The sequence below is a fragment of the Plantibacter lichenum genome (genome assembly GCF_050587525.1).
In the GTDB taxonomy this organism is placed as follows: domain Bacteria; phylum Actinomycetota; class Actinomycetes; order Actinomycetales; family Microbacteriaceae; genus Plantibacter.
Genome location: NZ_JBOBFT010000006.1, coordinates 190379 through 216255, shown reverse-complemented (window position 1 = coordinate 216255; position 25877 = coordinate 190379). Strand labels below are relative to the sequence as shown.

Annotated in this window: 21 protein-coding genes; 17 read left to right on the top strand and 4 right to left on the bottom strand. The window is 67.6% G+C overall.

Annotated features, from left to right (window positions below; translation table 11 throughout):
- Positions 1–128 precede the first annotated feature (128 nt).
- Complete coding sequence (locus ACQ3HB_RS10445; RefSeq protein ID WP_430919987.1) at positions 129–1682, bottom strand: ABC transporter permease; 1554 nt, start codon at positions 1680–1682, stop codon at positions 129–131.
- A gap of 194 nt (positions 1683–1876) precedes the next feature.
- Here ACQ3HB_RS10445 and ACQ3HB_RS10440 point away from each other — a divergent pair, with 194 nt between their 5' ends.
- The 4 genes from ACQ3HB_RS10440 to ACQ3HB_RS10425 all read left to right on the top strand — a co-directional run bounded on the left by ACQ3HB_RS10440 (position 1877) and on the right by ACQ3HB_RS10425 (position 5820).
- Positions 1877–2572 (top strand): pyridoxine/pyridoxamine 5'-phosphate oxidase, encoded by a 696-nt coding sequence (locus tag ACQ3HB_RS10440; protein WP_430919985.1) that lies wholly within the window; start codon positions 1877–1879, stop codon positions 2570–2572.
- Between the two features lie 109 nt (positions 2573–2681).
- Positions 2682–3440 (top strand): response regulator transcription factor, encoded by a 759-nt coding sequence (locus tag ACQ3HB_RS10435; RefSeq protein WP_430919984.1) that lies wholly within the window; start codon positions 2682–2684, stop codon positions 3438–3440.
- Positions 3437–5122, top strand: a complete 1686-nt coding sequence (locus tag ACQ3HB_RS10430; RefSeq protein ID WP_430919983.1) for a sensor histidine kinase — start codon at positions 3437–3439, stop codon at positions 5120–5122. The genes ACQ3HB_RS10435 and ACQ3HB_RS10430 overlap by 4 nt, the downstream gene beginning before the upstream one ends.
- A 95-nt stretch (positions 5123–5217) precedes the next feature.
- Entirely contained in the window at positions 5218–5820 is a 603-nt protein-coding gene (locus tag ACQ3HB_RS10425) for a phosphoribosylanthranilate isomerase (RefSeq protein ID WP_430919982.1), read from the top strand.
- Positions 5821–6022: 202 nt separating this feature from the next.
- Here ACQ3HB_RS10425 and ACQ3HB_RS10420 read toward each other — a convergent pair whose 3' ends face one another.
- Positions 6023–7189, bottom strand: coding sequence for an AAA family ATPase (locus ACQ3HB_RS10420; protein WP_430919981.1), 1167 nt, complete (start codon positions 7187–7189; stop codon positions 6023–6025).
- A gap of 194 nt (positions 7190–7383) precedes the next feature.
- Here ACQ3HB_RS10420 and ACQ3HB_RS10415 point away from each other — a divergent pair, with 194 nt between their 5' ends.
- The 7 genes from ACQ3HB_RS10415 (at position 7384) to ACQ3HB_RS10385 (ending at position 13501) form a co-directional block, all read left to right on the top strand.
- Positions 7384–7815 carry an SIP domain-containing protein gene (locus ACQ3HB_RS10415; RefSeq protein WP_430919980.1) on the top strand — a complete coding sequence of 144 codons (432 nt, stop codon included), beginning with the start codon at positions 7384–7386 and terminating at the stop codon, positions 7813–7815.
- 78 nt (positions 7816–7893) lie between these two features.
- Positions 7894–9624: an L-aspartate oxidase gene (locus ACQ3HB_RS10410; protein ID WP_430919979.1), complete on the top strand. Its 1731-nt coding sequence runs from the start codon at positions 7894–7896 to the stop codon at positions 9622–9624.
- A 480-nt stretch (positions 9625–10104) separates the two neighbouring features.
- Positions 10105–10623 (top strand): 50S ribosomal protein L10, encoded by a 519-nt coding sequence (gene rplJ, locus ACQ3HB_RS10405; protein ID WP_422778159.1) that lies wholly within the window; start codon positions 10105–10107, stop codon positions 10621–10623.
- Between the two features lie 77 nt (positions 10624–10700).
- A complete protein-coding gene (rplL, locus tag ACQ3HB_RS10400; protein WP_430919978.1) occupies positions 10701–11084 on the top strand; it encodes a 50S ribosomal protein L7/L12 in 384 nt (127 codons plus the stop codon).
- A 331-nt stretch (positions 11085–11415) separates the two neighbouring features.
- Complete coding sequence (locus ACQ3HB_RS10395) at positions 11416–11562, top strand: hypothetical protein (protein ID WP_430919977.1); 147 nt, start codon at positions 11416–11418, stop codon at positions 11560–11562.
- A 248-nt stretch (positions 11563–11810) separates the two neighbouring features.
- Positions 11811–12272 (top strand): MarR family winged helix-turn-helix transcriptional regulator, encoded by a 462-nt coding sequence (locus ACQ3HB_RS10390; protein WP_430919975.1) that lies wholly within the window; start codon positions 11811–11813, stop codon positions 12270–12272.
- Positions 12269–13501 (top strand): MFS transporter, encoded by a 1233-nt coding sequence (locus ACQ3HB_RS10385; protein ID WP_430919974.1) that lies wholly within the window; start codon positions 12269–12271, stop codon positions 13499–13501. Before ACQ3HB_RS10390 ends, ACQ3HB_RS10385 begins: the two co-directional genes overlap by 4 nt.
- Before the next feature lie 128 nt (positions 13502–13629).
- Here the strand turns inward: ACQ3HB_RS10385 and ACQ3HB_RS10380 are convergent, their stop codons facing one another.
- Positions 13630–14691: a LacI family DNA-binding transcriptional regulator gene (locus ACQ3HB_RS10380; RefSeq protein ID WP_430919973.1), complete on the bottom strand. Its 1062-nt coding sequence runs from the start codon at positions 14689–14691 to the stop codon at positions 13630–13632.
- Positions 14692–14991: 300 nt separating this feature from the next.
- On the opposite strand from ACQ3HB_RS10380, the gene ACQ3HB_RS10375 reads away from it, so the two are divergent.
- From ACQ3HB_RS10375 to ACQ3HB_RS10365, 3 genes are all read left to right on the top strand, one after another.
- A complete protein-coding gene (locus ACQ3HB_RS10375) occupies positions 14992–16299 on the top strand; it encodes an ABC transporter substrate-binding protein (RefSeq protein WP_430919972.1) in 1308 nt (435 codons plus the stop codon).
- 136 nt (positions 16300–16435) lie between these two features.
- A complete protein-coding gene (locus tag ACQ3HB_RS10370; protein ID WP_430919971.1) occupies positions 16436–17569 on the top strand; it encodes a carbohydrate ABC transporter permease in 1134 nt (377 codons plus the stop codon).
- Positions 17566–18540 (top strand): carbohydrate ABC transporter permease, encoded by a 975-nt coding sequence (locus ACQ3HB_RS10365; RefSeq protein ID WP_430919970.1) that lies wholly within the window; start codon positions 17566–17568, stop codon positions 18538–18540. Before ACQ3HB_RS10370 ends, ACQ3HB_RS10365 begins: the two co-directional genes overlap by 4 nt.
- Positions 18541–18758: 218 nt before the next feature.
- Here ACQ3HB_RS10365 and ACQ3HB_RS10360 read toward each other — a convergent pair whose 3' ends face one another.
- A complete protein-coding gene (locus tag ACQ3HB_RS10360) occupies positions 18759–19628 on the bottom strand; it encodes a DUF559 domain-containing protein (RefSeq protein WP_430919969.1) in 870 nt (289 codons plus the stop codon).
- A gap of 293 nt (positions 19629–19921) precedes the next feature.
- On the opposite strand from ACQ3HB_RS10360, the gene ACQ3HB_RS10355 reads away from it, so the two are divergent.
- From ACQ3HB_RS10355 to ACQ3HB_RS10345, 3 genes are all read left to right on the top strand, one after another.
- Positions 19922–21784, top strand: coding sequence for an ABC transporter ATP-binding protein (locus ACQ3HB_RS10355; RefSeq protein ID WP_430920035.1), 1863 nt, complete (start codon positions 19922–19924; stop codon positions 21782–21784).
- 301 nt (positions 21785–22085) lie between these two features.
- Positions 22086–24365 carry an adenylate/guanylate cyclase domain-containing protein gene (locus ACQ3HB_RS10350; protein WP_430919968.1) on the top strand — a complete coding sequence of 760 codons (2280 nt, stop codon included), beginning with the start codon at positions 22086–22088 and terminating at the stop codon, positions 24363–24365.
- Positions 24362–25783, top strand: coding sequence for a mechanosensitive ion channel domain-containing protein (locus ACQ3HB_RS10345; RefSeq protein WP_430919967.1), 1422 nt, complete (start codon positions 24362–24364; stop codon positions 25781–25783). The genes ACQ3HB_RS10350 and ACQ3HB_RS10345 overlap by 4 nt, the downstream gene beginning before the upstream one ends.
- Positions 25784–25877 lie beyond the last annotated feature (94 nt).

Sequence of the window (25877 nt, the reverse complement as noted above, 5' to 3'; positions counted from 1 at the left end):
GTCCGTGATGGTCGGAGGGATGGGTATCAGAGGAGGGGCGTCGGAGGAGGGGAATCGAGGAGGGAGCCGGCCCGGCGCGGAGCCGGCCCGAGAGCGAGTCGGCCCTGAGCAGGGCCGACCCCGGCAGATCAACCGACCGAGCGAAGTGCTTCCGCCGGCCGGAGTCGCGCCGCACGCCAGCCGCCGATCGCGCCGGCGAGGAGGCCGCCGAGAACAGCGAGGGCGACCGCGATCACGATGATCCATACGGTTACGGGTGCTTGCAGGACGATGTCGGTCGTCGCGGCGGCGGCGCGTGCCCCACCGAATCCGCCGCCGGCAGCGCCCTGGGCCGCGGTGCCACCCGCGGCGCCCGCCGCGCCCGTCGCACCGTTGGCCATCTCGCGTCCGAACCCACCGGCCGCGCGTCCGGACGCGCTTGCCGAAGCGGTGAGCGTCGGGGAGATCACGTTGATGACGAGGATGCCGATGAGCCCGACGGCCACACCGATGACGCCTCCGATGAGCGATTGCACGACCGACTCACCAGCGACCTGCCCGACGACTCGACGGTTGCTCCAGCCGATCGCCTTGAGCGTTCCGAACTCGCGGGTCCGGCGGGAGACGCCGGAGATCGTGAAGAGGATCGCGATGAGGAACGCAGCCGCCAGGACGATGATCGACAGCCAGGTGCCGAGGCTCGTGACGAGGCTCGACGCGGAGGCGAGCGAACCGGAGACGGTCGAGGCGAGGTCTTCCTGCGTGCTCACGGTCGCGTCGGGGAGGGCCTTCTCGATTGCCGACTGCACCTGGGCGATGTCGGTTGAGGACGCCGCCTGGACGTACACGCTGCTGACCTTGCCGGTCTCGCCGGAGAGGGTCTGGGCGACATCGAGCGGGATGTAGACGTTCGAGGCGGTCGCGGCATCGGCGTCGGAGGAGGTGACGGTGCCGACGATCGTGAAGGTCGTGCCGCCGAGATCGATCGTGCCGCCCGTCGCGAGGCCGGCTTCCGTCGCGTAGCTCGCATCGAGCACGGCGTTGTCGGTGCCGATGTCGGCCTTCGTCAGGCTGCGGCCGTCCTTGAGGGTCACTGCGGAGAGCGGGCCGACGGCGTCCGCCGTGGGGTCGAGGCCGAGGACCGTGACCGATTCGATGCCGAAGGAGCTGCCCCCGCGGCCGTCGGCGCCGCCGGTGGACGTGCCGGTCCCGGTCCCGCCTGCGCCTGGCGCTTCGCCCGTCCCGGTGCCGCCGGACGTGCCGCCCTGCGCCTGGCTCGGGAGTTCGCCCGTGAAGGTGATGTTGTTGAGCGAGAGGGTCGCCGCCGCCGACTTCACGTTGCTGATGCCGGAGATCGTGTCGAGCGCGGTGGCGTCGAACGTCGTCGATCCACGCGCTGCGGTGAGCCGCGACTGGTTGACGGTCGTGGTGCCGCCGGACTCCCGGCCTTCGCCGCCGCCGAACGCGAAGTTCTCGCGCGGGCCGCCGGAGCCTTCTGTCGGCGCCGCCGGTGCCTGGCTCACGGTGATGTCGGTGCCGACGCCGTACACGGACTGCAGTACGGAGGCCTGGGCCGTCCGCACCCCCGCCGAGACGGAGTCGACGATGATGACGAGGGCGATGGCGAGGGCCATGCCGATCGCGATGATCACCGTCTGCTTGCGGCGGCCGGTCAACTCCCGCCGGAGGTACGTTCCGAACATGGTGCTCCTTCGTGTTGTCGAGTTCTGGAGGAGACCGTATGAACCCTCGCTATGCCGGTGCAGTGCCGTTCCTATGAATCACCCCAGCCCCCAGACCTCCGTTTTCGTGCAATACCGCCGGTTCCGAGGGCACTTTTTGCACGAAAACGGAGGTGTGGGTGGGGGACTGGGGACGTTGGCGGGAGGATGGGGAGATGAGCGACCCGCAGAAGCAGACCCGGCCGGCAGCGAGCACCCGCGAATGGCTGCGCTCGCTGCCCGTGTTCACGACGCCGTCACCGGACTTCGATCCCGCGCGAGTTCCCGAGGCGCCCGTGGACCTGTTCCTCGAATGGCTCGCCGATGCCGCTTCCGCGGGTGTCCAGGCCGCCCACGCCATGACCGTCTCCACCGCCACTCCTGAGACCGGTCCGGATGCGCGGATCGTGATCCTCAAGGACGTCGACGACGACGGCTGGCAATTCGCCTCGAACACCGGAAGCCCCAAGGGTCGGGCGCTCGCCGAGGACCCGCGTGCGGCGCTCACCTTCTTCTGGCCGACCCGGGGCCGACAGGTGCGGATCGTCGGCGTGGTCGAGGCGATGCCCGACGAGCTCGCGGCTGCCGACTTCCTCGCGCGACCGGAGGCATCGCGTTCGTCGACACTCGTGGGACGGCAGAGCGAACCGCTCGCGTCGCAGGCCGAGTACGAGACCGCTGCAGCCGCGGCACGGGAACGGGTGCAGGCGGAGCCCGACATCGTCGCGCCCGGATGGACCGTCTTCCTGGTCCGGCCGCTCGCGGTCGAGTTCTGGCAGGCCTCCCGCGACCGCGCGCATCTGCGGGTCCGATACGAGCGCGAGTCGACTGGTCCGTCGTCGCCCTGGTCCCACGGCATGCTCTGGCCGTGAGGCAGTGCGCCGACTCCCGCCAGAGCCGACTCCCACCACGCAGCCGATGCACATGGCGCGTGAGGGAAAGTCATAGACGGTTCATAGAATCCAGGCGAATACTGTTCCCGTGACCACTCAGACCTCCGGAACGACCGCCGCCCGCACCGTTCTCAAGCGAGCCGACGGCACGGCCGTCCGCGTCCTTGTCGTCGACGACGAAGCGACCCTGACCGACCTCCTCCAGATGGCGCTCCGCTACGAGGGCTGGGAGATCCGCACGGCGGCGGACGGTCGCGAGGCGATCAGCGTGGCACGTGACTTCCGACCTGACGCGATCGTGCTCGACATCATGCTGCCCGACCTCGACGGGCTCCAGGTCCTTGCGCGTCTGCGCGGATCCGGAAGCGACGTCCCCGTCCTCTTCCTCACCGCGAAGGACTCGCTCGACGACCGCATCGCCGGCCTTACAGCGGGCGGGGACGATTACGTCACCAAGCCCTTCAGCCTCGAAGAGGTCGTCGCCAGGCTGCGCGGGCTCATCCGCCGCTCCACCCTCCTGTCCGCGGAGGAGTCCGGGCCGGACATCATCGTCGGCGATCTCGTGCTCAACGAGGACAGCCACGAGGTCACCCGCGACGGCGAATCGATCGAGCTCACCGCCACCGAATTCGAACTGCTGCGCTTCCTCATGCGCAACCCGCGCCGGGTCCTCAGCAAAGCGCAGATCCTCGACCGCGTGTGGAGCTACGACTTCGGCGGTCGTGCGAGCGTCGTCGAGATCTACATCTCCTACCTGCGCAAGAAGATCGATGCGGGACGCGAACCGATGATCCACACCGTGCGGGGAGCCGGCTACATGCTGAAGATCCCGACGGTGCAGCCGTGACCTCAAGCACGTCTCCACGGGGTTCGTCGGCCGGGGCGCCGTCCGGGGGTTCTCCGTCCGGGCCTCCGTCCGCGGTTGCGCGGCGGGCGGCGCTCGCGGGCGGGAGCAGCAGCGCCGGTGCCGGTGCCTTCGGCGCAGGCGGTTCAGCGGGCCCCGGCGGTTCCTCCACCGCGACGAGCGCCGGTCCCGATCGCCCCAAGCGAGCACCGTGGACGCTTCGCCGCCGGCTCCTCCTCGTGGTCGTCGGCCTCCTCGCGCTCGGCAGTGTCATCGTCGGCGTCGCGAGCGCCGTCTCGATGCGTGGACTGCTCATCGAGGGCGTTGACCTCCAACTGGTGAAAGCGGCTGATCGAGCTGCGAATTTCGGTCATGAGGGCGGCGGCACGTCCGGTCTCATCGACCCGGGCGTCGCAAACCCCTACGGCGGCACCCGCGAACCGCCGGCGTTCATCGGGCTGCCGGGTCTCGGCCCGGGCGCGCTCGGCGCCATCGTGCGTGCGGGCGTCGTCGTCGACGCCGGCTACCTCGACACCGAGGGCGCCGCCGTCCCGTGCAGCGAGGAACAGGACGCCGTCATCCTCACGGTCGCAGCAGGAGACGAGCCGCGCACCGTCGACCTCGGCAACGGCACGGGGGAGTACCGGGTCGTCGCCGTCTCGGACGGACTCGACGGCACCCGCGTCGTCGGCCTCCCTCTCGGCGGAGTCGAATCGACCGTCGGCCAGCTCGTCGGGATGATCGCGTGCGTGAGCATCCTCGTCCTGATCGTCGCAGGCATCGCCGCGTTCATCATCGTCCGCATCTCCCTGCGTCCGCTCGACCGGGTCGTCGCGACCGCATCGGTCGTCGCCGAGATGCCCCTCGACCGCGGCGAGGTGGCGCTGGCGGTCCGCGTGCCGGAGAGCGACACCGATCCGCGCACCGAGGTGGGACGTGTCGGCGCCGCGATCAACCGCATGCTCGGACACGTGTCGTCCGCACTGAACGCCAGGCAGGCGAGCGAGAACAAGGTGCGACGGTTCGTCTCCGATGCGAGCCACGAACTCCGCACGCCCCTCGCGTCGATCAGCGGATACTCCGAGCTCGCCGCCCGAAACCCGGATGCGCTGCCAGACGATGTCACGCACTCGCTCGGCCGCATCCGTTCCGAAGCGGGGCGGATGACGACGATCGTCGAGGACCTGCTGCTCCTCGCCCGCCTCGACGAGGGCCGCGAACTCGCCCGCAAACCGGTCGACTTGACCGAGCTCGCGATCGCGGCCGTCGGAGACGCGCACGTCGCGGGCCCCGATCACGTGTACGACATCGCATTCCCGGAGGAGCCCGTCGTCGTGACGGGGGACTGGGCGAGGCTGCAACAGGTCATCGTGAATCTCCTCGCCAATGCCCGCGTGCACACGCCCGCCGGAACGACCGTGCGGACCGCGCTGTCGGTCGAGCGGCGCGACGGGCGCGATGTCGCCGTGCTCACCGTGAGCGACGATGGCCCCGGCATCGACGAACGCATCGTGCCCACGCTGTTCGAGCGCTTCGTCCGCGGCGACGACTCCCGGTCGCGCGCAACGGGCAGCACGGGCCTCGGCCTCGCGATCGTGCAGGCCGTCGTCGTCGCGCACCACGGCGAGGTGACGGTCGACACCGCCCCCGGCCGCACGACCTTCCGCGTCACCCTCCCCGCCTGACCGCCTGGCCCGCGAGATGTCGCACATGGCCAGTCCTGAGGCATCGGACGAGCCATTCGTGACACCTCGCGAGCCGGACGGGTAGCGTTGGCGGCATGTGGGTGAAGGTGTGCGGGTTGCAGACGACCGAGACCGTGCGAGCGGCGATCGAGGCCGGCGCCGACGCGATCGGCTTCGTCTTCGCGCCGCGGAGTCCTCGAACGACCGATGCGGCGACAGTGCGCGCGCTCATCGCCGACGTGCCTGAGGGGGTCGCGACGGTCGGTGTGTTCCGGAAGCAGCCGATCGACGAGGTCGTCGCGATCGCACGCGAATCCGGGGTCGGGTGGGTGCAACTGCACGGCGATGAACCGCCCGCCGACCATCATCGGCTGCACGACGGCGGCTGGAAGACGATCCGGGCCACGAGCGCTGCGTCGTACGCGGCCGACGAGCGCCGCGACGACTTCCACGAGGACCTGCTGCTCATCGACGCGCCCGTGCCCGGGGCGGGGGAGACGTTCGATGCGTCGTCGCTCCTCGCGGATCCACCGCATCGCGACTGGATCCTCGCGGGCGGATTGCGGCCGGACAACGTCGCTGCGCTCGTTGCGGAGTTGCGGCCGGCCGGCGTCGACGTCTCGAGCGGGGTCGAGTCGGCGCCCGGCGTGAAGTCGGTCGACTTGATCCGGGCGTTCGTGGCGGCTGCCCTGTCCTAGCCCGGCCTCTGGTCCCTGAGCGTGTCGAGGTGTGTTGCTCGGATGGTCCGCGTCCCCACTTCGACAGGCTCAGTGACCGGTGGTTGGGCTCAGTGGTCGGTGCGTTCCGGTCCCTGAGCTTGTCGAAGGGTGGGGAGGCACTTCGACAGGCTCGGTGACCGGTGCGTTCCGGTCCCTGAGCTTGTCGGCGGAGCACCGGCCCCTAGCGCGAGCCCCAGTTCCAGGGGGGCGCACTGAGCAGGCCCTGCCCCTCGAGCGTCGTCTGCCCGAGCTGCTTCACGAGCCGGTGCTCATGGGCATCGCTCTCCTCCTGCAGCGCATCGATCAGCCCGCGTGCGTGTGAGACGACGAGGATCTGGGTGTCCTCGTTCGCCGCGACGATGAGACGGGCGAGCTTCGGCAGGAGGTCGACGTGCAGGCTCGTCTCCGGCTCGTTCAGCACCATGAGCTCCGGCGGGCGCGGGGTGAGCAGCGCGGCCGCGAGCAGGAGGTAGCGGAGCGTCCCGTCGGAGAGTTCACCGGCGCCGAGCGGGCGCAGCATGCCTGGCTGGCGCAGTTCGAGGGTGAACATGCCCTCACCGCCGTCGACGCGGAGGACGCTCCCCGGGAACGCGTCGTCGATCGCACGGTCGAGGCGGTCGCGCCACCCTGATTCGATGATCGTCTGCAGCGCCGCCGCGAGGTCATCGCCCGAGTGGTCGAGCACCGGTGTCCTGGTGCCGATGCGCGGCGAGCGGACCGGCGCGGTCGGGTCCGTGCGGAAGTGGTCGTAGAACCGCCACCCGCGGACCTGGTTGCGGATCCGCAGGACTTCCGGCGCGGCATCGGCGTCGGACAGCTCGGTCAGGACGCTCTCGTAGGGTGCGAGGCTGCGGCCGACGGGATGCCAGCCGCCGTCGCGGATCCGGACCGACGGCCCCTTCCGCTCGACGAGCAGTGAACTCGGCTTCGCGATGCCGCCGCTGAAGATCTGCTCCCGCTTGATCTCTGGGTCGCGGGCGAAGAGTGTGCGCACGGACCCGTCGGCTTGGGGGAGGCCGAGGTCGATGAGGTAGCCGAGGGAGTCGGTCGCGAAGCCGAGCTTGAGGCCGATGGTGCTCGATCGCCGTGTGCCCTGCACCGGGACGTCGCCGTCGAGCATCGCCCGGCTGATGGTCTCGGGTCCTGCCCACAGGGTGGAGGCGAGGCCGCCGTCTCGTGCGAGCGCCCCGATCACGGTGTCGTCGCCCGCACTCGCGAGGAGGCGGAGGGCGCGATACAGGTTGGACTTGCCGGATCCGTTCGCCCCTGTGATGACGTCGAGGCCGTGGAGTGGGACGACGAGGTCCCGGATGGACCGGTACCCGGATACGGCGAGCGTCTGCAACATGACTCCACCCTCGCACGCACTCCTGACACGTCCGTCCTCTTCTGCCGAGGGGTCGCTAATTGCGGGTGCGGCGCAGGTGGCACCCGCAATTTGGGACCCCTCGGCAGAAGAGACTGGGGATTGGAGACTGGGGAAAGGGTGGGAATGGGGCGAAAGGGTGGCTGGTAAGGGTTACCTAACTTAGAGTGGATGGTATGCAGCGTCCTGACGACGATCACGGCCACTGGAGCGAGCTCGACGGGCCGCTCCTCATCGCCGGTGATGCCGCCGATCTCCACTCCATCCGCTCCATCCTCGGACGCCTCCCGCTCGACGCGACGGGACAGGTCTTCATCGAGGTCTTCGGAGCGATCCAGATCGAGCACCTGCAAGCGCCCCCTGGCGTCAACGTCACCTGGCTGTGCCGCGACCTCCGCCGCAGCGAGGAACGGGTCGGCGCGGGCGCGGCCAAAGGCGAACCGCTCGTTCGCGCCGTCGAGGCATGGCTCGACGAATGGGTCCACGTGGACGAAGCGACCCGCCAACATTTCTCACTCTGGATCGGCTGCAGCACGAACGTCCGAGTGAACCGCCTGTGCCGCACGATCGAGCGGACCACCGTCACCGACGAACGGCACACGCCCTGATCCACGCCCACCGTCCGTCACATCGGACGAGGCCGGCCGGTCAGAGCTGCGACAGCACCATCGAATAAGGGAGACACCATGCAGTCGTCCGAACGACGGATCGCCACCTCCGTCCTCGTCATCGGTACGGGAGGATCGGGCCTTCGTGCAGCGATCGAACTCGCTGAACGCGGGGTCGACGTGCTCGCCGTCGGGAAGCGGCCGAAAGCGGACGCGCACACCTCGCTCGCCGCCGGCGGCATCAACGCGGCCCTCGCGACGATCGACCCGGAGGACACCTGGCAGCAGCACGCGGCGGACACGCTCAAGGAGAGCTACCTGCTCGCGAACCCGGAGACGGTGCAGATCGTCACGGAGGGCGCCGCCCGTGGCATCGAGGACCTAGAACGGTACGGGATGCCCTTCGCCCGGGAAGAGGACGGCCGCATCAGCCAGCGCTTCTTCGGTGCCCACACCTTCCGTCGCACCGCGTTCGCCGGCGACTACACGGGCCTCGAGATCCAGCGCACACTCGTGAACCGGGCCACGCAGCTGGAGATCCCGATCCTCGACACGGTCTACATCACGCGTCTGCTGGTCAAGGACAACGTGATCTTCGGCGCGTACGGCTTCGACGTCGAGGACGGCACTCGCTACGTCATCCACGCCGACTCGGTGATCCTCGCGGCCGGCGGCCACAACCGCATCTGGCGCCGCACCTCCTCACGACGCGATGAGAACACGGGCGACTCCTTCCGTCTCGCCGTGGAAGCCGGCGGCAAGATCCGCGATCCAGAGCTCGTCCAATTCCACCCGTCCGGCATCATCGAGCCGGAGAACGCGGCGGGCACCCTCATCTCCGAAGCGGCGCGCGGCGAAGGCGGCATCCTCCGCAACGCGTCCGGCGAGCGGTTCATGGCCAGGTACGACCCGGAGCGGATGGAGCTCTCCACGCGTGACCGGGTGGCGCTCGCCGCGTACACCGAGATCAAGGAGGGCCGCGGGACGCCCAATGGCGGTGTCTGGCTCGACGTCTCCCACCTGCCCCGCGAGACCATCATGCGTCGTCTTCCGCGTGTCTACCAGACGATGCTGGAACTGCAGATGCTCGACATCACGACCACGCCGATCGAGATCGCGCCGACCGCGCATTACTCGATGGGCGGCGTGTGGGTGCGTCCGGAGGATCACAGCACGGGTGTCGACGGCCTCTACGCGATCGGCGAGGCCTCCAGTGGCCTCCACGGCGCGAACCGTCTCGGCGGGAACTCGCTCATCGAGCTGCTCGTCTTCGGACGGATCGTCGGCGAAGCGGCCGCCGCGTACTCGGAAGGGCTCGAAGCGCAGCCCCGGTCCGCTGCGGCGCTCGCAGAAGCCCGTGCGGAGATCGACGAGCTCCTCGCATCGGACGGTCCGGAGAACGTCCGCGCCCTGCAGCGCGCCATCCGGAACACGATGACGGAGCACGCCGGTGTCGTCCGCGACGAAGCCGGACTTCTCGCGGGGCTCGCCGAACTCGACCAGATCGAAGCGCGGATCGCCGATGTCGGGGTGCACCCGGACATCGCGGGCTACCAGGACCTCGCGCACGCGTTCGACCTCAAGTCCGCGGCCCTCGCGGCCCGGGCGACCCTCGAAGCCGCCGTCGAGCGCCGCGAGACGCGCGGTTGCCACAACCGCAGCGACTATCCCGAGCTCGACGAATCGCTGCAGGTGAACCTCGTGTGGTCGGGCCCCGGTCGTATCGAGCGCGAGTCGATCCCCGAGATCCCGGCCGAGATCGCAGCGCTCATGCGCGACGTCTCCACGGCGGGCAAGCTCGTCGAGTAAGCGGGCCACTCGCGCCGCCCAGCGCCCACCTCGCGTCGCCCATCACCGTCATAACTCCTTCGATTTCGACCGTCACCGTTTCGGAGCCCCGGATTTCCGGGCCTCACGATCGGGACGTGTCGGAATCGAAGGAGTTGTGCTCGTCGGGTGCTTCGACAGGCTCGGTGGCCGGGGCGGGCTCGGCGGGCGGGGTCAGGGTGCCGCCGGCCGGATTTGCACGAGGCCGCCGCCGTCACGTATGCTGAAGGAAACCAAAGACCGCCGGTCATCGTGGTGCGCAGAAGTGCACAACGATCGAAAGATCTCGGAAGAGACGACCTGCGCAGGTGTATGAAGATCTGAACGGCCGTGCAAACGGTCACCCCAGCTCCGTGCGCTTGCGCCGGAGCTTTTTCCATTTCTGGGACGTGCTTCACACACCGGCGATCTCGTTGCACACCGCTTCCGCGGTGTGCGTTCAAGATTCGAAAAGGAGTGGCCATGGCGAACAAGGAAGCCTCGGTTGCCGAACTCACGGAGAAATTCCAGAGCTCGACCGCCGTTCTGCTGACCGAGTACCGCGGCCTCACTGTTGCTCAGCTCAAGACGCTGCGCAAGAACATCAGTGCGGACGCAACCTACGCCGTGGTGAAGAACACGCTGACCAAGATTGCGGCGAACAACGCTGGCATCTCGTCGTTCGACGACGAGCTCGCCGGTCCGTCCGCCATCGCATTCGTGCACGGTGACCCTGTCGCCGTCGCGAAGGGTCTCCGCGACTTCGCCAAGGCAAACCCTCTCCTCGTGGTCAAGGGCGGTTACTTCGACGGTAACCCGCTGACCGCTGACGAGGTGCGCAAGCTCGCAGACCTCGAGTCCCGTGAGGTGCTGCTGGCCAAGCTGGCCGGCGCCTTCAAGGCCTCGCTGTTCGGTGCTGCCTACCTCTTCAACGCACCGCTGTCGAAGGCCGTTCGCACGGTCGACGCGCTGCGTGAGAAGCAGGAGTCCGCGGCCGAGTAATCGGTTCGCGACGCAAACAACCCCCTTCCCGCGTGCCGGCACAGTCGGACGCAGGAGCAGATACAAGGAGAAAAATCATGGCAAAGCTGTCAACTGAAGAACTGATCAACGCGTTCAAGGAGCTCACGCTCATCGAGCTCAGCGAGTTCGTCAAGGTCTTCGAGGAGACCTTCGAGGTCACCGCTGCTGCTCCCGTCGCAGTCGCTGCTGCCGGCGGCGCTGCTGCTGCAGTCGAAGAGGTCGAAGAGAAGGACTCCTTCGACGTCGTCCTCGAGGCTGCTGGCGAAAAGAAGATCCAGGTCATCAAGGTCGTCCGTGAGCTCACGAGCCTCGGACTCGGCGAGGCCAAGGCAGTCGTCGATGGCGCCCCCAAGGCAGTCATCGAAGGCGCCAACAAGGAAACCGCTGACAAGGCGAAGGAAGCCCTCGAGGCTGCCGGCGCCACCGTCACCCTCAAGTAGTCGGTCCCCTTCGGGGGAATCCTCCCTGCGGGGAGAACTGCTACAGAGGTGATGAACGGCCCTCGGGTCGTTCTGATGCTGACGATCGCGGATTCCTGAGTACGGATGCTTCACGCATCCGGCAGTGATTCCGTGATCGGAGGGCGTCGCCCCCGATTCGTTCGGGAGCGGCGCCCTTTTTCGTACCCACAGCGATGTGGATGCGGGAGGGCCGCTCCAGGCGAGTTGCACGTGACACGGAACCTGCACCCGTCGACGACGTTCGTCGACGGTTCGAACAGGCATCCACGTCATCGTGCGTTTCGTGGTGCCCTGCATCAGGAGAACCACCATGTCAACCACCACCTCACGTTGGCGACTCGTCGCCGACCGGATCCGGGCGATGCTCGTGTCCATGACCGTCGAGACCGAGCGGGCGAGCGATGCCCACCCGCCCGATATGCGGTGCAGCCAGGGCTTCACGACCTGGATGCGCTGACCTCGAAGCGATGCCCCATCGCCGTCCGCTCCATGCGGATGGCGGCGGGGCATCGTGCTGTGTTCACAACTCAGGAGCGATGCGGCGTGTCGCGGGCGACAGGCGGCGCGGCGCGGCCGACACGCCGAGGGCGTCCTGAGTTGTGAACGGTGTTCTTCGACAGGCTCAGGGACCGGAGGGGTGGAGGGCCGGGCGGGTCGGGGGTCGGAGGAGATGTATATAGCCAAGCTATGTATAATGGGATGATCATGACCGAGAACCCATTGCACACAGAACTGCACACCATCCTCGGCGACCTCATCACGGCATCGCACCGCCTCACGCGTCTTGCCGCCCAGGCCACCGGGTCCTCAGAATCCCCAGCCGTCTGGCGAACCCTCTCCGTGCTCAGCAGCGTCGGACCCGTCAGGGTCGGCGAACTCGCGCGCCAGAGCCGCGTCTCGCAGCCCACCATGACGAAGCTCGTCCAGAACCTCGATGAGCGCGAATGGATCAAGCGCATCGCGGACGTCGACGACCACCGCGCGTGGCTCATCGCCATCACTCCCAAGGGGAACGCGGCGCTCACCGGCTGGCGCAACGAGCTGACCGACGCCCTCGTTCCTGCGTTCGAAGACCTCGACGCCGCCGACCGCACCGCCCTCGCGCGCACCGTCGCGATCATCCAGGACCGCGTCGCCGTCGCGTCCGAGCTGGAGGCCTCCGCATGAGCGGCCACGCATCCGCCGGCCTCGGCAGCATCCTCAAGCAGCCGAAAGCCGTCTGGGCCGTCGCGTTCGCGAGCGTCATCGCATTCATGGGCATCGGCCTCGTCGACCCCATCCTCCCCGCCATCGCAGCAGACCTGAAGGCGAGCCCGACCCAGGCGGAGATGCTCTTCACGAGCTACCTCCTCGTCACGGGCTTCGCGATGCTGTTCACGAGCTGGATCTCCAGCCGCATCGGCGCCAAGCGCACGCTCATGATCGGCCTTGCGCTCATCGTCGTGTTCGCGCTCCTCGCCGGCCTGTCCGAATCGGTGGGCGCCGTGATCGGCTTCCGTGCCGGTTGGGGCCTCGGCAACGCACTCTTCATCTCGACCGCTCTCGCGACCATCGTCGGAGCCGCGTCGGGCGGCCGGGCCAGCGCCATCATCCTGTACGAGGCGGCACTCGGCATCGGCATCGCGGTCGGTCCGCTCCTCGGCGGTCTCCTCGGCGGCATCGGCTGGAAGTGGCCGTTCTTCGGCACCGCGACGCTCATGGCCGTCGGCTTCATCGCCATCGCCGTGCTCCTGAAATCGGAGCCGCAGAAGCCCACGCCGCTCAAGCTGTCCGCTCCGTTCAAGGCGCTCGCGATCCCGTCGCTCGGCATCCTCGCCGCGGCCGCACTGTTCTACAACATCGGCTTCTTCGTGCTCCTCGCGTACTCGCCGTTCCCGCTCGGCCTGAGCGCCATGGGCCTCGGGTTCACGTTCTTCGGCTGGGGGTTGGCCCTCGCTATCACGAGCGTCTTCGTCGCACCGATGCTGACCGCCCGGATGCGCCGCACGACCGTGCTCAAGACGGTGCTGCCGCTCCTCGCGCTCGATCTCATCGCCGCGGGGTTCTTCATCGAGTCGACGACGGGACTCATCGTCTGCATCATCGTCGGCGGCCTGCTGCTCGGCGTGATGAACACGGTCCTGACCGAGTGCGTGATGGAGGCGACCGACCTGCCGAGCAACGTGGCGTCCTCCGCGTACTCCTCGGTGCGGTTCCTCGGCGGCGCGATCGCTCCGCCCGCAGCGGCCGAGATCGCGAAGCTCATCGCGCCCGCCGCGCCGTACTACGCGGCCGCGGGGTCGATCGTGATCGCGATGCTCATCATCGTGTTCGGCCGGAAGTGGCTGACGCGCGTCGACGGGCCGGTCGAGACCGACCTCGAAGAGGCCATCGTCCTCACGACCGCCGAGGCCTGAGCCGCTCGGGCGCTGGTCGCTGAGCCTGTCGAAGGTGCACTTCGACAGGCTCAGTGGCCGGGTGTGGCTCGGTGACCGGGTGCACTTCGACAGGCTCAGTGACCGGGCTGTGGCTCAGTGACCGGGGGTCAGAGGACCGACGGAGGCTGGTCGGGCCGCGTGGTGCTGGACCGGACGACGAGACGGGTCGGCCACGGCTCCGGGGCGAGTGGAGCAGGGGAAGTCGCCGACGAGGAGTCCGCAGCCGGGTCGGCGGCGTGGTCGTCGAGGTGATCGAGCAGGAGCGAGACGGCATACGCGCCCTGCGCCTGCGGATGCTGCTCGAAGGTCGTCAGCGCGAACATCTCCGCGAACTCGTGCCCGTCGATCCCGATGACGGACAGTTCCGCGGGCACTGCGATCCCGAGTCGACGGGCGGCGATGATGACACCGATCGCGAGCTCGTCCGTCGCCGCGAACACTGCGGTCGGCCTGGTGCGGACGTCGCGCAACAGCTGGGCCGCCGCCTCGTAGCCGCCCGGCACCGACAGCTCGGCCGTGAAGAACGCGCGCTCGACGCCCAGGCCGGCCCGCGCCATCGCCGCTCTGAACCCTGCGTACCGTCGGCCCTGCACCGTGTGCGGGTGATCCTCGGCACCGATGCCTCCGAGGTGCACGATCCGCGTGTGCCCGAGCGTCAGCAGATGCTCCGTCGCATCACTCGCCACCGTCTCGTCATCGATCGAGATGCACGGGATGCCCTGGATCGCGCCGATGCCGACGATCGGCCGCTCGATCCGCAGCAGCCGCTCGACCTCGTCCGCTGTCGTCTCCACACCGATCGCGAGCATCCCGTCGAAGCGCTTGCGGGCGAGGAAGTAGTCGAAGACGCGGTCGCGATCCGGTGAATCCGGGTGCAGGTTGTACAGGGTGAGATCGTAGCCGCGGTCGAGGAGGGCCGCTTCGACGCCCTCGAGGATCTCGCCGAAGAACCATCGCCCGACGAAGGGCGTGATGACGCCGATGTTCTTGGTGCGGCCGGTCACGAGACTCGCGGCGATGGGGGAGGGCACGTAGCCGATCTCGGCCGCGGCCCGGATGACGCGCTCCTTCGTCTCGGACGACACGTATCCCCGACCGGTGAGCGCTCTCGACGCCGTCGCCTTCGAGACGCCCGCGAGAGCGGCGACATCGCTGATCGCGCCCGCCATCGTTCCTCCTCCATTGGATAGAACACACAGTAGCGAATGTGGAACGGATGTGGAACATGAGTTTGCCGTGCTCAGACGAGTCTCAGACAGCACTTCTGCGGCTTCTGAACCGCGAAATCATGAGAGCGCTCTCATTGAGTCATTCGTTATGTTCTCGTGCTTGTAATCCTTCGCTGGTTGCCGTATTTTGACGCATGGAATCGGTTCCTCATGATGAGGCCCGAACTCCACGCACCAGCAGTGAATCGCCGTCTCACATCGGCGGATTCCCGACTGCATCACTCAATGAGGAGGACACAGATGAGTTTCATTCGAACCCGTCGCGCGGCCCTGCCGCTCGCAGCACTGGCTGTGGCCGGGATCGCGCTGACCGCGTGTTCCGGTGGATCGGGAGGCGGATCCGGCAAGGATGACAACACCGTCACCATCTACGGCACCATCGCCGACACCGAAGCCAAACTGCTCGAGGAGAGCTGGGCCGACTTCGAGAAGGACAGCGGCATCAAGATCAAGTACGAGTCCTCGAAAGAGTTCGAGTCGCAGATCGGCATCCGCGCACAGGGCGGCAACCCGCCCGACCTCGCGATCTTCCCACAGCCCGGTCTGCTCGCGGACCTCGCCAAGCGCGACTACCTGAAGCCGGCTCCCGACGGCGTCAAGGCGAACGTCGAGAAGTACTGGTCGAAGGACTGGGCAGCCTACGGCACCGTCAACGACACCCTCTACGGCGCGCCGCTCATGGCGAGCGTCAAGGGCTTCGTCTGGTACTCGCCCAAGAAGTTCGCCGAGTGGGGCGTCACCGTCCCCAAGACGTGGGACGAACTGCTCGCCGTGACCAAGACGATCCAGGAGAAGACGGGAACCGCACCCTGGTGCGCCGGCTTCGCCTCCGGTGACGCATCCGGCTGGCCCGGCACCGACTGGGTCGAAGACCTCGTCCTCCGCGAACAGGGCCCCGACGTCTACGACGAATGGGTCGCCAACAAGGTGAAGTTCACCGACCCGAAGATCAAGGAAGCCTTCGACTCCGTCGGCAAGATCCTCCTCAACCCGCAGTACGTCAACGCGGGCTTCGGCGACGTGACCAGCATCAACTCGACCGAGTTCGGCGATGTCGCCCCCAAGGTCGCGGACGGCACGTGCGCACTGCACCACCAGGCCTCCTTCTACTCCGGCTTCCTCGAGGACGCCGGCGCCAAGGTCGCTGAAGACGGCGACGTGTGGGCCTTCGTGACCCCCGGCATCGAAGAGGGCGCGACGGCCGTCACCGGTGGTGGCGAGATCGTCGGCGCGTTCAACGACGACGCGGACACCGTCAAGGTGCAGGAGTACCTGTCGAGCCCCGAGTGGGCCAACAAGCGGGTCAAGCTGGGTGGCGTCATCTCCGCCAACAACGGCCTCGACCCGGCCAACGCCTCCACCCCGATCCTCTCCCAGGCTATCGAGATCCTCCAGGACCCGAAGACCACGTTCCGCTTCGACGCATCCGACCTGATGCCCGGATCGGTCGGAGCAGGCTCGTTCTGGAAGGGCATGGTCAACTGGATCAACGGCGACAGCACCGATTCGGTGCTCGAGCAGATCGAGTCCGGCTGGCCGTCGGAGTGATCTGACACGGAACGCTCGCGGGGCATCGGAGGGCTTCTCGCCTCCCGATGCCCCGTAGGCGTCCGCATCGCGACGCACCCGGGACCGTTCCGGAGCGTCGCTTCCTGAGTCCAGTGCCGTACTCGAAAGGCAACACATGTCAGGCTTCCTCAACTGGTTGGGAGAGCTCTCTCCGTTCCTCCAGATCCCGATCGTCGTCCTCGCCTTCGGCCTGGTCGTCGCGCTCCTGCTCTTCTTCATCGACATCGCGCCGCGCTCCGGCACGCTGTACACCGTCATCCGGCTCGCGTTCTGCATCGTCGTCCCGGTCGTGGTGGTCCTCTTCCTCGGCTCGTTCCTCTGGGCGGCCGTCGTCGCAGCCGTCCTCGGCGGCATCCTCTTCCTCCTCGACTACCGCTCCAAACGCGGCGCCGGGTACCTCGTCCAACTGGTCGGCTTCCTCGCACCTGCCGTGATCCTGCTCATCATCGGCCTCATCCTGCCGACGATCAGCACCACGATCGCCGCCTTCATGTCCGCCTCCGGCAAGAACTTCGTCGGCTTCAACAACTTCGTCTGGCTCTTCACCCAGCCGAGCGCCATCCGCACGATCGTCAACACGATCATCTGGGTGCTCCTCGTCCCCGCCCTGTCCACGGCGTTCGGACTCGCGTACGCGGTCTTCATCGACAAGTCGCGCGGTGAGAAGTACTACAAGATCCTCGTCTTCATGCCGATGGCGATCTCCTTCGTGGGTGCGTCGATCATCTGGCGGTTCGTCTACGCGTACCGTGAGAGCGGCCAGGAGCAGATCGGTCTGCTCAACCAGATCGTCGTCTGGTTCGGCGGCACGCCCGTGCAGTGGCTGCAGAACGAACCGTGGAACACGCTGTTCCTCATCGTCGTCCTCATCTGGGTGCAGACCGGTTTCGCGATGGTCGTCCTGTCCGCAGCCATCAAGGGCGTGCCGACCGAGCAGCTGGAAGCCGCTGAACTCGACGGCACCTCCGCCTGGCAGCGATTCCTCAACGTCATCGTGCCCGGCATCCGCTCGTCGCTCATCGTGGTCGTCACGACGATCTCGATCGCGTCGCTCAAGGTGTTCGACATCGTCCGCACCATGACCGCCGGCAACAACGGCACCTCGGTCATCGCGAACGAGATGTACACCCAGTTCAAGAACTTCGAGAACGGGCGGTCCGCGGCCTTCGCCGTGGTGCTGTTCATCCTCGTGCTGCCGATCGTCATCTACAACGCGAGGCAGATCAAGAAGCAGAGGGAGATCCGATGAGCGCCGTCACCCCGATCGAGCTGCCGCTCGATCCCGCAACGAAGCAGCAGCTGGAGACCGGCGAGAACCGCCTCGAGGCGTCGAGCCGGCGCACCAAGAAGCGGCTCACCAGCCGTGGTGCGACGATCGCCGCGATCATCATCGCCGTCATCTGGACGATCCCCACCTTCGGTCTGTTCGTCTCCTCGTTCCGCCCGGAACAGCAGATCAAGACGACCGGTTGGTGGACGATCTTCTCCGACTTCCAGGTCACCCTCGACAACTACGTGCAGGTGCTCCAGGCGGGCAACTCGACGCTCGACCTCGCCGGCTCGTGGGTGAACTCGATCGCGATCGCCATCCCGGCGACGCTCATCCCGCTCGTCATCGCGAGCCTCGCGGCATACGCGTTCGCGTGGATCGACTTCCGGGGGAAGAACTTCATGTTCATCCTCGTGTTCGCCCTCCAGGTGGTGCCGATCCAGATGGCCCTCGTGCCGCTGCTGTCGACGTTCTCCCGCGGGCTGAACATCTTCGGATTGCAGGTGGGCGAAGGACTCGACGCGAGCGGGACGTACGCGCAGGTGTGGATCGCGCACACGATGTTCGCCCTGCCGCTCGCGATCTTCCTGCTGCACAACTTCGTCGCGGAGATCCCTGCGGACGTCATCGAGGCCGCTCGCGTGGACGGCGCCGGACACGGGCAGATATTCTTCCGCATCGTCCTGCCGCTCACGATGCCGGCCATTGCCTCGTTCGCGATCTTCCAGTTCCTGTGGGTGTGGAACGACCTCCTGGTCGCCCTCATCTTCGCGGACGGCGAGGTCGCCCCGATCACGAAACTGCTCGCAGAGATCACCGGTACCCGAGGCAACGAGTGGCAGCTGCTCACCGCGGGCGCCTTCGTGTCGATCCTCGTGCCACTCCTCGTGTTCTTCGCGTTGCAGCGCTACTTCGTGCGCGGTCTGCTGGCCGGCTCGACGAAGGGATGATCCGAGTCCTTCCGCCGAGCTGATCGACAGCGTCGTCGATCGTGGATGCCCGGGTGCTTCGGCGCCCGGGCATCCGTGTGTCCGGGCTGTTCACAACTCAGGAGCGTCTCGGCGTGTCGGCGCCCGGCTGCGGCGTGTCGGGAGCGACACGCCGCACCGCTCCTGAGTTGTGAACACACGCGAGGAGTCTCAGGGTCTGGCGCAGCGCGGTCAGCGGGTCAGACGCGCGACACGAGGGCGGCGCGGATGGCGCCGATGACGGCCCACCAATCGTCCATGACCATGCGATAGCTGAATCGCAGCACGCGGTAGCCGCGCGCCGTCAGCATCGCATCGCGCCAGCGGTCCTGCTCGTGGGCGTCGGGTCGATCGTGGAACTCGCGTCCGTCCCATTCGATGACGAGCCAGTCGTCGATGAGGAGATCGACCCGGCCGACGCCGTCGACGTCGACTTGATGCCGGCCCGTGAGGCCGGAGCGTTCCAAGCGGATGCGGCCGATGGTCTCGAGGAAGCTGTGGCATCCGGCCTCCCGCCGCGGGAGCGTCTCGAGGAATCGCGGCGCGACATCGCCCAGCCACTCCTCGATGTCGGCGCTCCCGCGTGGATCCGTGTGCACGAAGGAATCGAATGCGGCGACCGCGAAATTCGGATCCTGACACGACGCGATCTGCAGAGCCGTCTCGTACCGCGAGGTCAGGAGCCGCTGACGATTCGGGCGGCGGACGGGAGAGTGCCAGTGCAGGGTGACTCCCGGGATCTCGTTCGCCGGCGGGTGGACGGCCCAGGTCTCCGAGTGTCGGAGTCGGGAGGCGTTCTCGGCGAGGCTGATGTGGACGGTGTGCCCTTCCGCAGTCGCCCAGCCGTACACTTCGGCGGCCGACACGCATCCCAAGCGGCCGCCGACGCGGATCGCGGTGAGGAGCGCCGGGTCGGCATCCGGTGTGGCATACCAGCCCTTCCTGACGCGGAGGAGCATGCCGATGGCGACTGCGTAGCCGAGTTGACGGCCCGTGTAGCCTTCCGCGATCAGCTCGCGCCTGGTCGCGACGCTGCCGAAGTCGAACACGGTCTGTTGGAGTCGATGCATCCGTCGATCGTGGTCCGGACGATGTCGTGTCGGGTGGCCGTCGGTGCGAACTGTGGACAAGTGCGGTGCGCCGTCGCCTGTGGAGGAGCCGCGCGAGTCCGATCGATCAGCCGGCTGCTGTTCACAACTCAGGAGAGGTGCGGCGTGTCGGCGGTCTGCGGCGGCGTGTCGGGCGCGCCGCGCCGGGGCGCTCCTGAGTTGTGAACAGGGACGGTCGGGGTGGCCGACCGGGCTGCCGGTGAGGGCAAGTGGGCGGGGGAGTCGGCGGGCGGGGATAGTCTGACGATATGAGCATGCGAGGTGGTGGGGGCGGCGGCCCTCGCGGAGGTGCGCGGGTGAGCGGCGGGGACGCTGCAGCCCAACGGGCCATCAACGCGGAAGCGCCCAAGATCCCCAATCTCGGCAAGCGCATCGCCGCCCTCTTCATCCCCTTCCGCGGCAAGATCATCACCACGATGGTGCTCGTCGTCATCGGCGCCGGCCTCGCCGTCATCCCGCCGCTGCTCGTCAAGCAGGCGTTCGACGTCGGCCTCTTCCCCACGGACGGCGGCAAACCGAACCTGCCCGCGCTCGTCGAGATCGTCGTCGCCATGGTCGCGCTCTTCGTCATCGCAGCGCTCCTCGGCGTGTGGCAGACCTATCTGACCGCGACCGTCGGCAACAGTGTCATGGGTGCGTTGCGCATCAAACTGTTCAGCCAATTGCAGGCGATGGAGCTGAGCTTCTTCACGAAGACGAAGACCGGCATCATCCAGTCGCGGCTGCAGAACGACGTCGGCGGGGTCGCCAACGTCCTCACGAACACGGTCTCGAGCGTGCTCGGCAACACCGTCACCGTGATCTCCGCGCTCGTCGCCATGATCATCCTCAACTGGCAGCTCACGATCGTGGCCCTCATCCTCATGCCGATCCTCGTGATCGCGCAGCGGAAGGTGGGGCAGGTGCGTGCGCGCATCGCCACGAAGACGCAGGAGTCGCTGTCGGAGATGACGGCGATCACCCAGGAGGCGCTGAGCGTGTCCGGCGTGCTCCTCGCGAAGAGCTTCAACCGCCAGGCCACCGAGGTCGAGCGGTACAGCTCGGAGAACCGCACGCAGATCCGTCTGCAGGTGAGCCAGGCGATGAGCGGCCAGTGGTTCTTCGCGATGGTCAACATCTTCCTGTCGTCGATCCCGGCGATCGTGTACCTCGTGGCCGGCTACCTCGTGACGGGCGGGGCGACGGACATCACGGCCGGTGCCATCGTCGCGTTCACGACGATCCAGGCCAGGCTGCTGTTCCCGCTCATGGGCGTGATGCGCGTCGCGCTCGACCTGCAGACATCAGGGGCGCTCTTCGCCCGCATCTTCGAGTACCTCGACCTCAAGCCCTCCATCGCCGATCGGCCGGACGCGGTCGACCTCCCGCAGGCGCCGCCAGCGATCCGCTTCGACGACGTCACCTTCCGCTATGCGGACGCCCCGGCGTCGAGCACGCCCACGCTCGACGGGATCTCCTTCGAGATCCAACCGGGCCAGTTCGCGGCGTTCGTCGGGCCGTCCGGCGCAGGCAAGACGACGATCTCCTACCTCATCCCGCGCTTCCAGGAGGTCTCGAGCGGCACGGTGAGCGTCGCCGGCGCCGACGTGCGCGCGGTGACCCAGGCATCGCTCGTGTCCCGCATCGGCATCGTGAGCCAGGAGACGTACCTCTTCCACGCGACGATCGCCGAGAACCTCCGCTACGCGAAACCGGAGGCGACGGCCGCCGAGCTCGAAGCCGCGTGCCGGGCCGCGAACATCCACGATTCGATCATGCGATTCGAGGACGGGTACGACACGATCGTCGGCGAACGCGGCTACCGGTTGTCCGGTGGGGAGAAGCAGCGCATCGCCATCGCACGCGTCCTGTTGAAGGATCCGGAGATCCTCATCCTCGACGAAGCCACGAGCGCGCTCGACACCATCTCGGAACGCGTCGTGCAGGTGGCGCTCGATGATGCGACGCGCGGGCGCACGACCGTCTCGATCGCCCACCGGCTGTCGACGATCGTCGCAGCGGACGTGATCTTCGTCCTCGACGGCGGCCGCATCGTCGAGCGCGGGACGCACACGGAACTCCTCGCCGCGAACGGCGTGTACGCGCGCCTCTACGAGCAGCAGACCGTCAGCGCCTGAGCCCGGGGCGTCTTGGGGCGGTCGGATGCTGCCCGGAGACGGACTGAAGCGGCGTTCCGTGTTCACAACTCAGGGGAGCGTCGGCGTGTCGGATCGACGCGGCGGCGTTTCGGTGACGACACGCCGCAGCGCTCCTGAGTTGTGAACAGGGGGAGGCGGAGAGGCGCAGATTAGCACCTCAGAAACCTGCCCGAAATGGGTGCCGGAACCGTTGTATCCGTGTGACGCATGTGGCTAGAGTTGCTGCCAACCGACCCCCACCTGTGGGGCAACCGGGCCGCTGCTGTTCAGGACAGGGACGATGACCGCTGAAGCCACCCCGCCATCCGTACCGCCCGTACCCCCCGTTCCGCCGTCCGGCGGCTCGGCGGGAGGCCCGCCTACCGGTGGCGCGCACGATGCGTCCGCCCCATCGCCCGCATTCGCGGCACCCACCGTACCCCCCGCCCGCAAGGCCGGCCTCGGGCGTGGTCGCCTCGGTCGACCCGGCTTCAGCATCCAGTCCAAACTGCTCGTGATGCTCCTCCTCGTGAGCGTCGGCGCCTCGGTGTTCACAGGCGTCGTCGGCTACATGTCCGGCACGGAGTCCTTGAAGCAGGCCGCGTACCAGCGCCTCATCGAGCTGCGCGAATCGCGTTCGCGCGAGATCACGAACTACTACCAGCAGACGCAGGACTCGCTCGTCGTCTACACGCGCGGCCGGTCCGTGAACGATGCGATGGTCGCGTTCAGCGACGGCTTCAAGCAGTTGGAGGCCCAGCCGGAAGACCCCGCGAAGGCGGCGGCGGTCGCCGATTTCTACGACAAGACGTTCATCCCGGCCTATGAGAAGCGCACGGGCACCCAGACCGATTCGGCGGCGTTCATCCCGACGAACCCGGCGGAGCAGTACCTGCAGGCGGAGTACACGCCGAAGGACCTCGACTACGACAAGGCGATCACCGTCCAGGACGCGGGCGACGGCAGCGCCTGGTCCGCGGCGCACGCGAGCTACCACGAGTACTTCCAGGAGATCCTGAACCGCTTCGGCTACGAGGACGCGCTCCTCATCGACACCGACGGCGACGTCGTCTACTCGGCCTACAAGGGCGTCGATCTCGGCACCAACGTCCTGACCGGCCCGTACAAGGGCGGCGTCCTCGAGGACGGCTACAAGCAGGCGCTCCGGTCCAATGCTGTCGACTATGTCGGCATCACCGATTTCGAACGGTACCAACCGTCGTTCAACGTGCCGACGCAGTGGATCTTCTCCCCCGTCGGCCAGGACGGCGTCGTGACCGGTGTGATGGCGCTGCAGGTGCCCATCGACAAGATCAACGACATCATGACGGCGTCGGGGGAATGGGAGAAGGACGGACTCGGGAAGACCGGTGAGACCTACCTCGCGGGTCCCGACCACCTCATGCGGTCGACGTCCCGCCTCCTCATCCAGGATCCGAAGGCGTACGAGAAGCAGGCGATCGCGGCGGGAACGTCGCCTGAGCTCGCGAAGCGCGCCGTCGCGGTGAAGGGCACCGTGCAGATCCAGCCCACGCGCAGCGTGTCCGTGGACCGGGCGCTGCAGGGCAAGACGGGTACCTACATCGGAACGGGCTATCTCGGCGGTGAGAACCTCACCGCCTACGCGCCCCTCGACCTCAAGGGGCTGCAGTGGGTCATCGTCGCGCGGATCGACGCGTCGGAGGCGTTCGCCCCGGTGACCGACTTCACCCGCAACCTCATCGTCTCGATGCTCGGCATCATCATCGTCGTCTCACTGCTGTCGCTCCTGCTCGCGCAGGTGTTCGCGAGACCCGTGCGATCGCTCGTCACGGCTGTGCGACGAGTGGCCGGTGGTGACTACACGGTCGAAGTGCCGGGGACGAGGCGTGACGAGTTCGGCGACCTCGGCAACGCGTTCAACGACATGAGCCGGAGCCTGCGCCTCAAGCAGGAGCTCATCGACGAGCAGCGCGTGGAGAACGAGAAGCTGCTCCACACCCTCATGCCGGCAAGCGTCGCCAAACGCTACAAGGAAGGCGAGGAGACGATCTCCGAGGTCCATCAGGACGTCTCGGTCGTCTTCGCGGACCTCGTCGGCTTCGACGACCTCACCGGCGGCCTCAGCTCCGAGCAAGAACTCGCGCTCCTCAACGGCATCGTGCGGAGCTTCGACGAAGCGGCGGAACGACTCGGCATCGAGCAGGTCCGGACGCTCCGCGAGGGGTATCTCGCGAGTTGTGGGCTCATCGTCCCGCGTGTCGACAACGTGCGCAGAACGCTCGACTTCGCGCTCGAGATGCGGACGATCATCGACCGTTTCAACGCGCAGCACAAGGCCAACCTGACGCTGCGCGTCGGCGTCGACTCCGGAACCGTGACGAGCGGTCTCGTCGGACGGGCGAGCCTCGCCTACGACATGTGGGGTGACGCCGTGAGCATCGCCAACCGCGTGCAGACGGTGTCCGGCGAACCCGGCATCTTCGTCAGCCAACGGGTGTACGACCGGATGCAGGACACCATGACGTTCGAGTCGATGGGCACCGTGGAGACCCGCGAGGGCTCGCAGCCCGTGTGGAAAGTCGTGCAGGCCAAATCATGACGCAGGTGTGGCAGGAGTCCTGGTTCCCCTGGGCGGTGGGCATCGCGGTCGGCGTGCCCGTCCTGCTCATCATCCTCACCGAGGTGCTCGGCGTCCTCACCAGGCGCCGGAAGGCCGCAGCGAAACCCGTCCGGTTGCTGCGGAACTACGTCGTGCCGGTGGCCGCCGTCTTCGCGCTCCTCGTCTTCGCGTCGCGGCAGTCGAACGAGTGGACGTGGGTGCGGATCGTGGGCACCCTGCTCGGGTTCCTCGTCATCCTGCTCGTGCTGTCGGCGTTCAACGTCGCCCTCTTCACGAACGCGCAGGAGGGCTCGTGGCGCAGCCGCATCCCGTCGATCTTCGTCGACCTCGCCCGTCTGGCCCTCATCCTCGTCGGTCTCGCGATCCTCTTCTCCTGGGTGTGGGACGCCGATGTCGGGGGGCTCGTCGCTGCGCTCGGCGTCACCTCGATCGTCATCGGTCTCGCGCTGCAGAACGCGGTCGGCTCGGTCATCTCCGGACTCCTCCTCCTCTTCGAGCAGCCGTTCAAGCTCGGTGACTGGCTCGACACGGGCAGCGTCCGCGGACGGGTGGTCGAGGTCAACTGGCGTGCGGTCCACATCGACACCGGCAACGGCATCCAGATCGTCCCGAACGCGTCGCTCGCCGACTCCTCCTTCACGAACCTGAGCCAGCCGGTCGGCGCGTACACCGCGTCCGTCGACGTGAAGTTCTCCACCGACGACCCGCCGGACGACGTCCTGCGGCTCCTGCGCGACGTCGCATCCGGCCTGCCGATGCTGGAGAAGGGCGATACGCCGACGGCCTCGTACGGCGGGAACGCGAGCTACTCGGTGTCCCTGCCCGTCACCGGTCCATCGACGGCCGGCGACGCCACAGCGCTCTTCCGCGCGTGGCTCTGGTACGCCGCCCGGCGCCGTGGGCTCGCGCTCGACGGCGACTCGACGGACCCCATCGCGACCCCTGAACGACTGCGCGCGGCCATCGTCGCGCTCGCACCGACCCTCCACGTCCGCGAAGCCGACTACGACGCGCTGGCCGCGACGTGCACGCTCGAACGCTACGGCCCGGGGGAGACGGTGCAGTCCGCCGGACAGGTGCCGGACAGCATCCGTTTCCTCGTCGAAGGCGGTGTACATCTCGCCGTGCCGACGAACGACGGCATGATCAGCTTCCAACGGCTCGACTCCGGTGACTTCATCGGCCAGACCGCGCTCACCCGTGAGATCGCCGTGGCGAGCGCCATCGCCGACGGAACGACGCTCGTCCTGCGGATGCCGTTGCCGACGATCGATGCGCTCGTGCGGTCGAAACCGCGGCTCGCGCAGGAGATCGGGAAATCCATCGAGAACAAGCATCAGCAGGCGGCGCGTGCGCTGGCCGAGGCCGGGGTGGTGCGGGGGACGCTCGGGCGCTGATGCAGGCCCGCTCGGCCGTTCGATGCGCAGTTCTTGCCCGTGCGCGGCGATCACACCGACACGGAGTACACGGTGAACGCGCGGCACAGCGCAC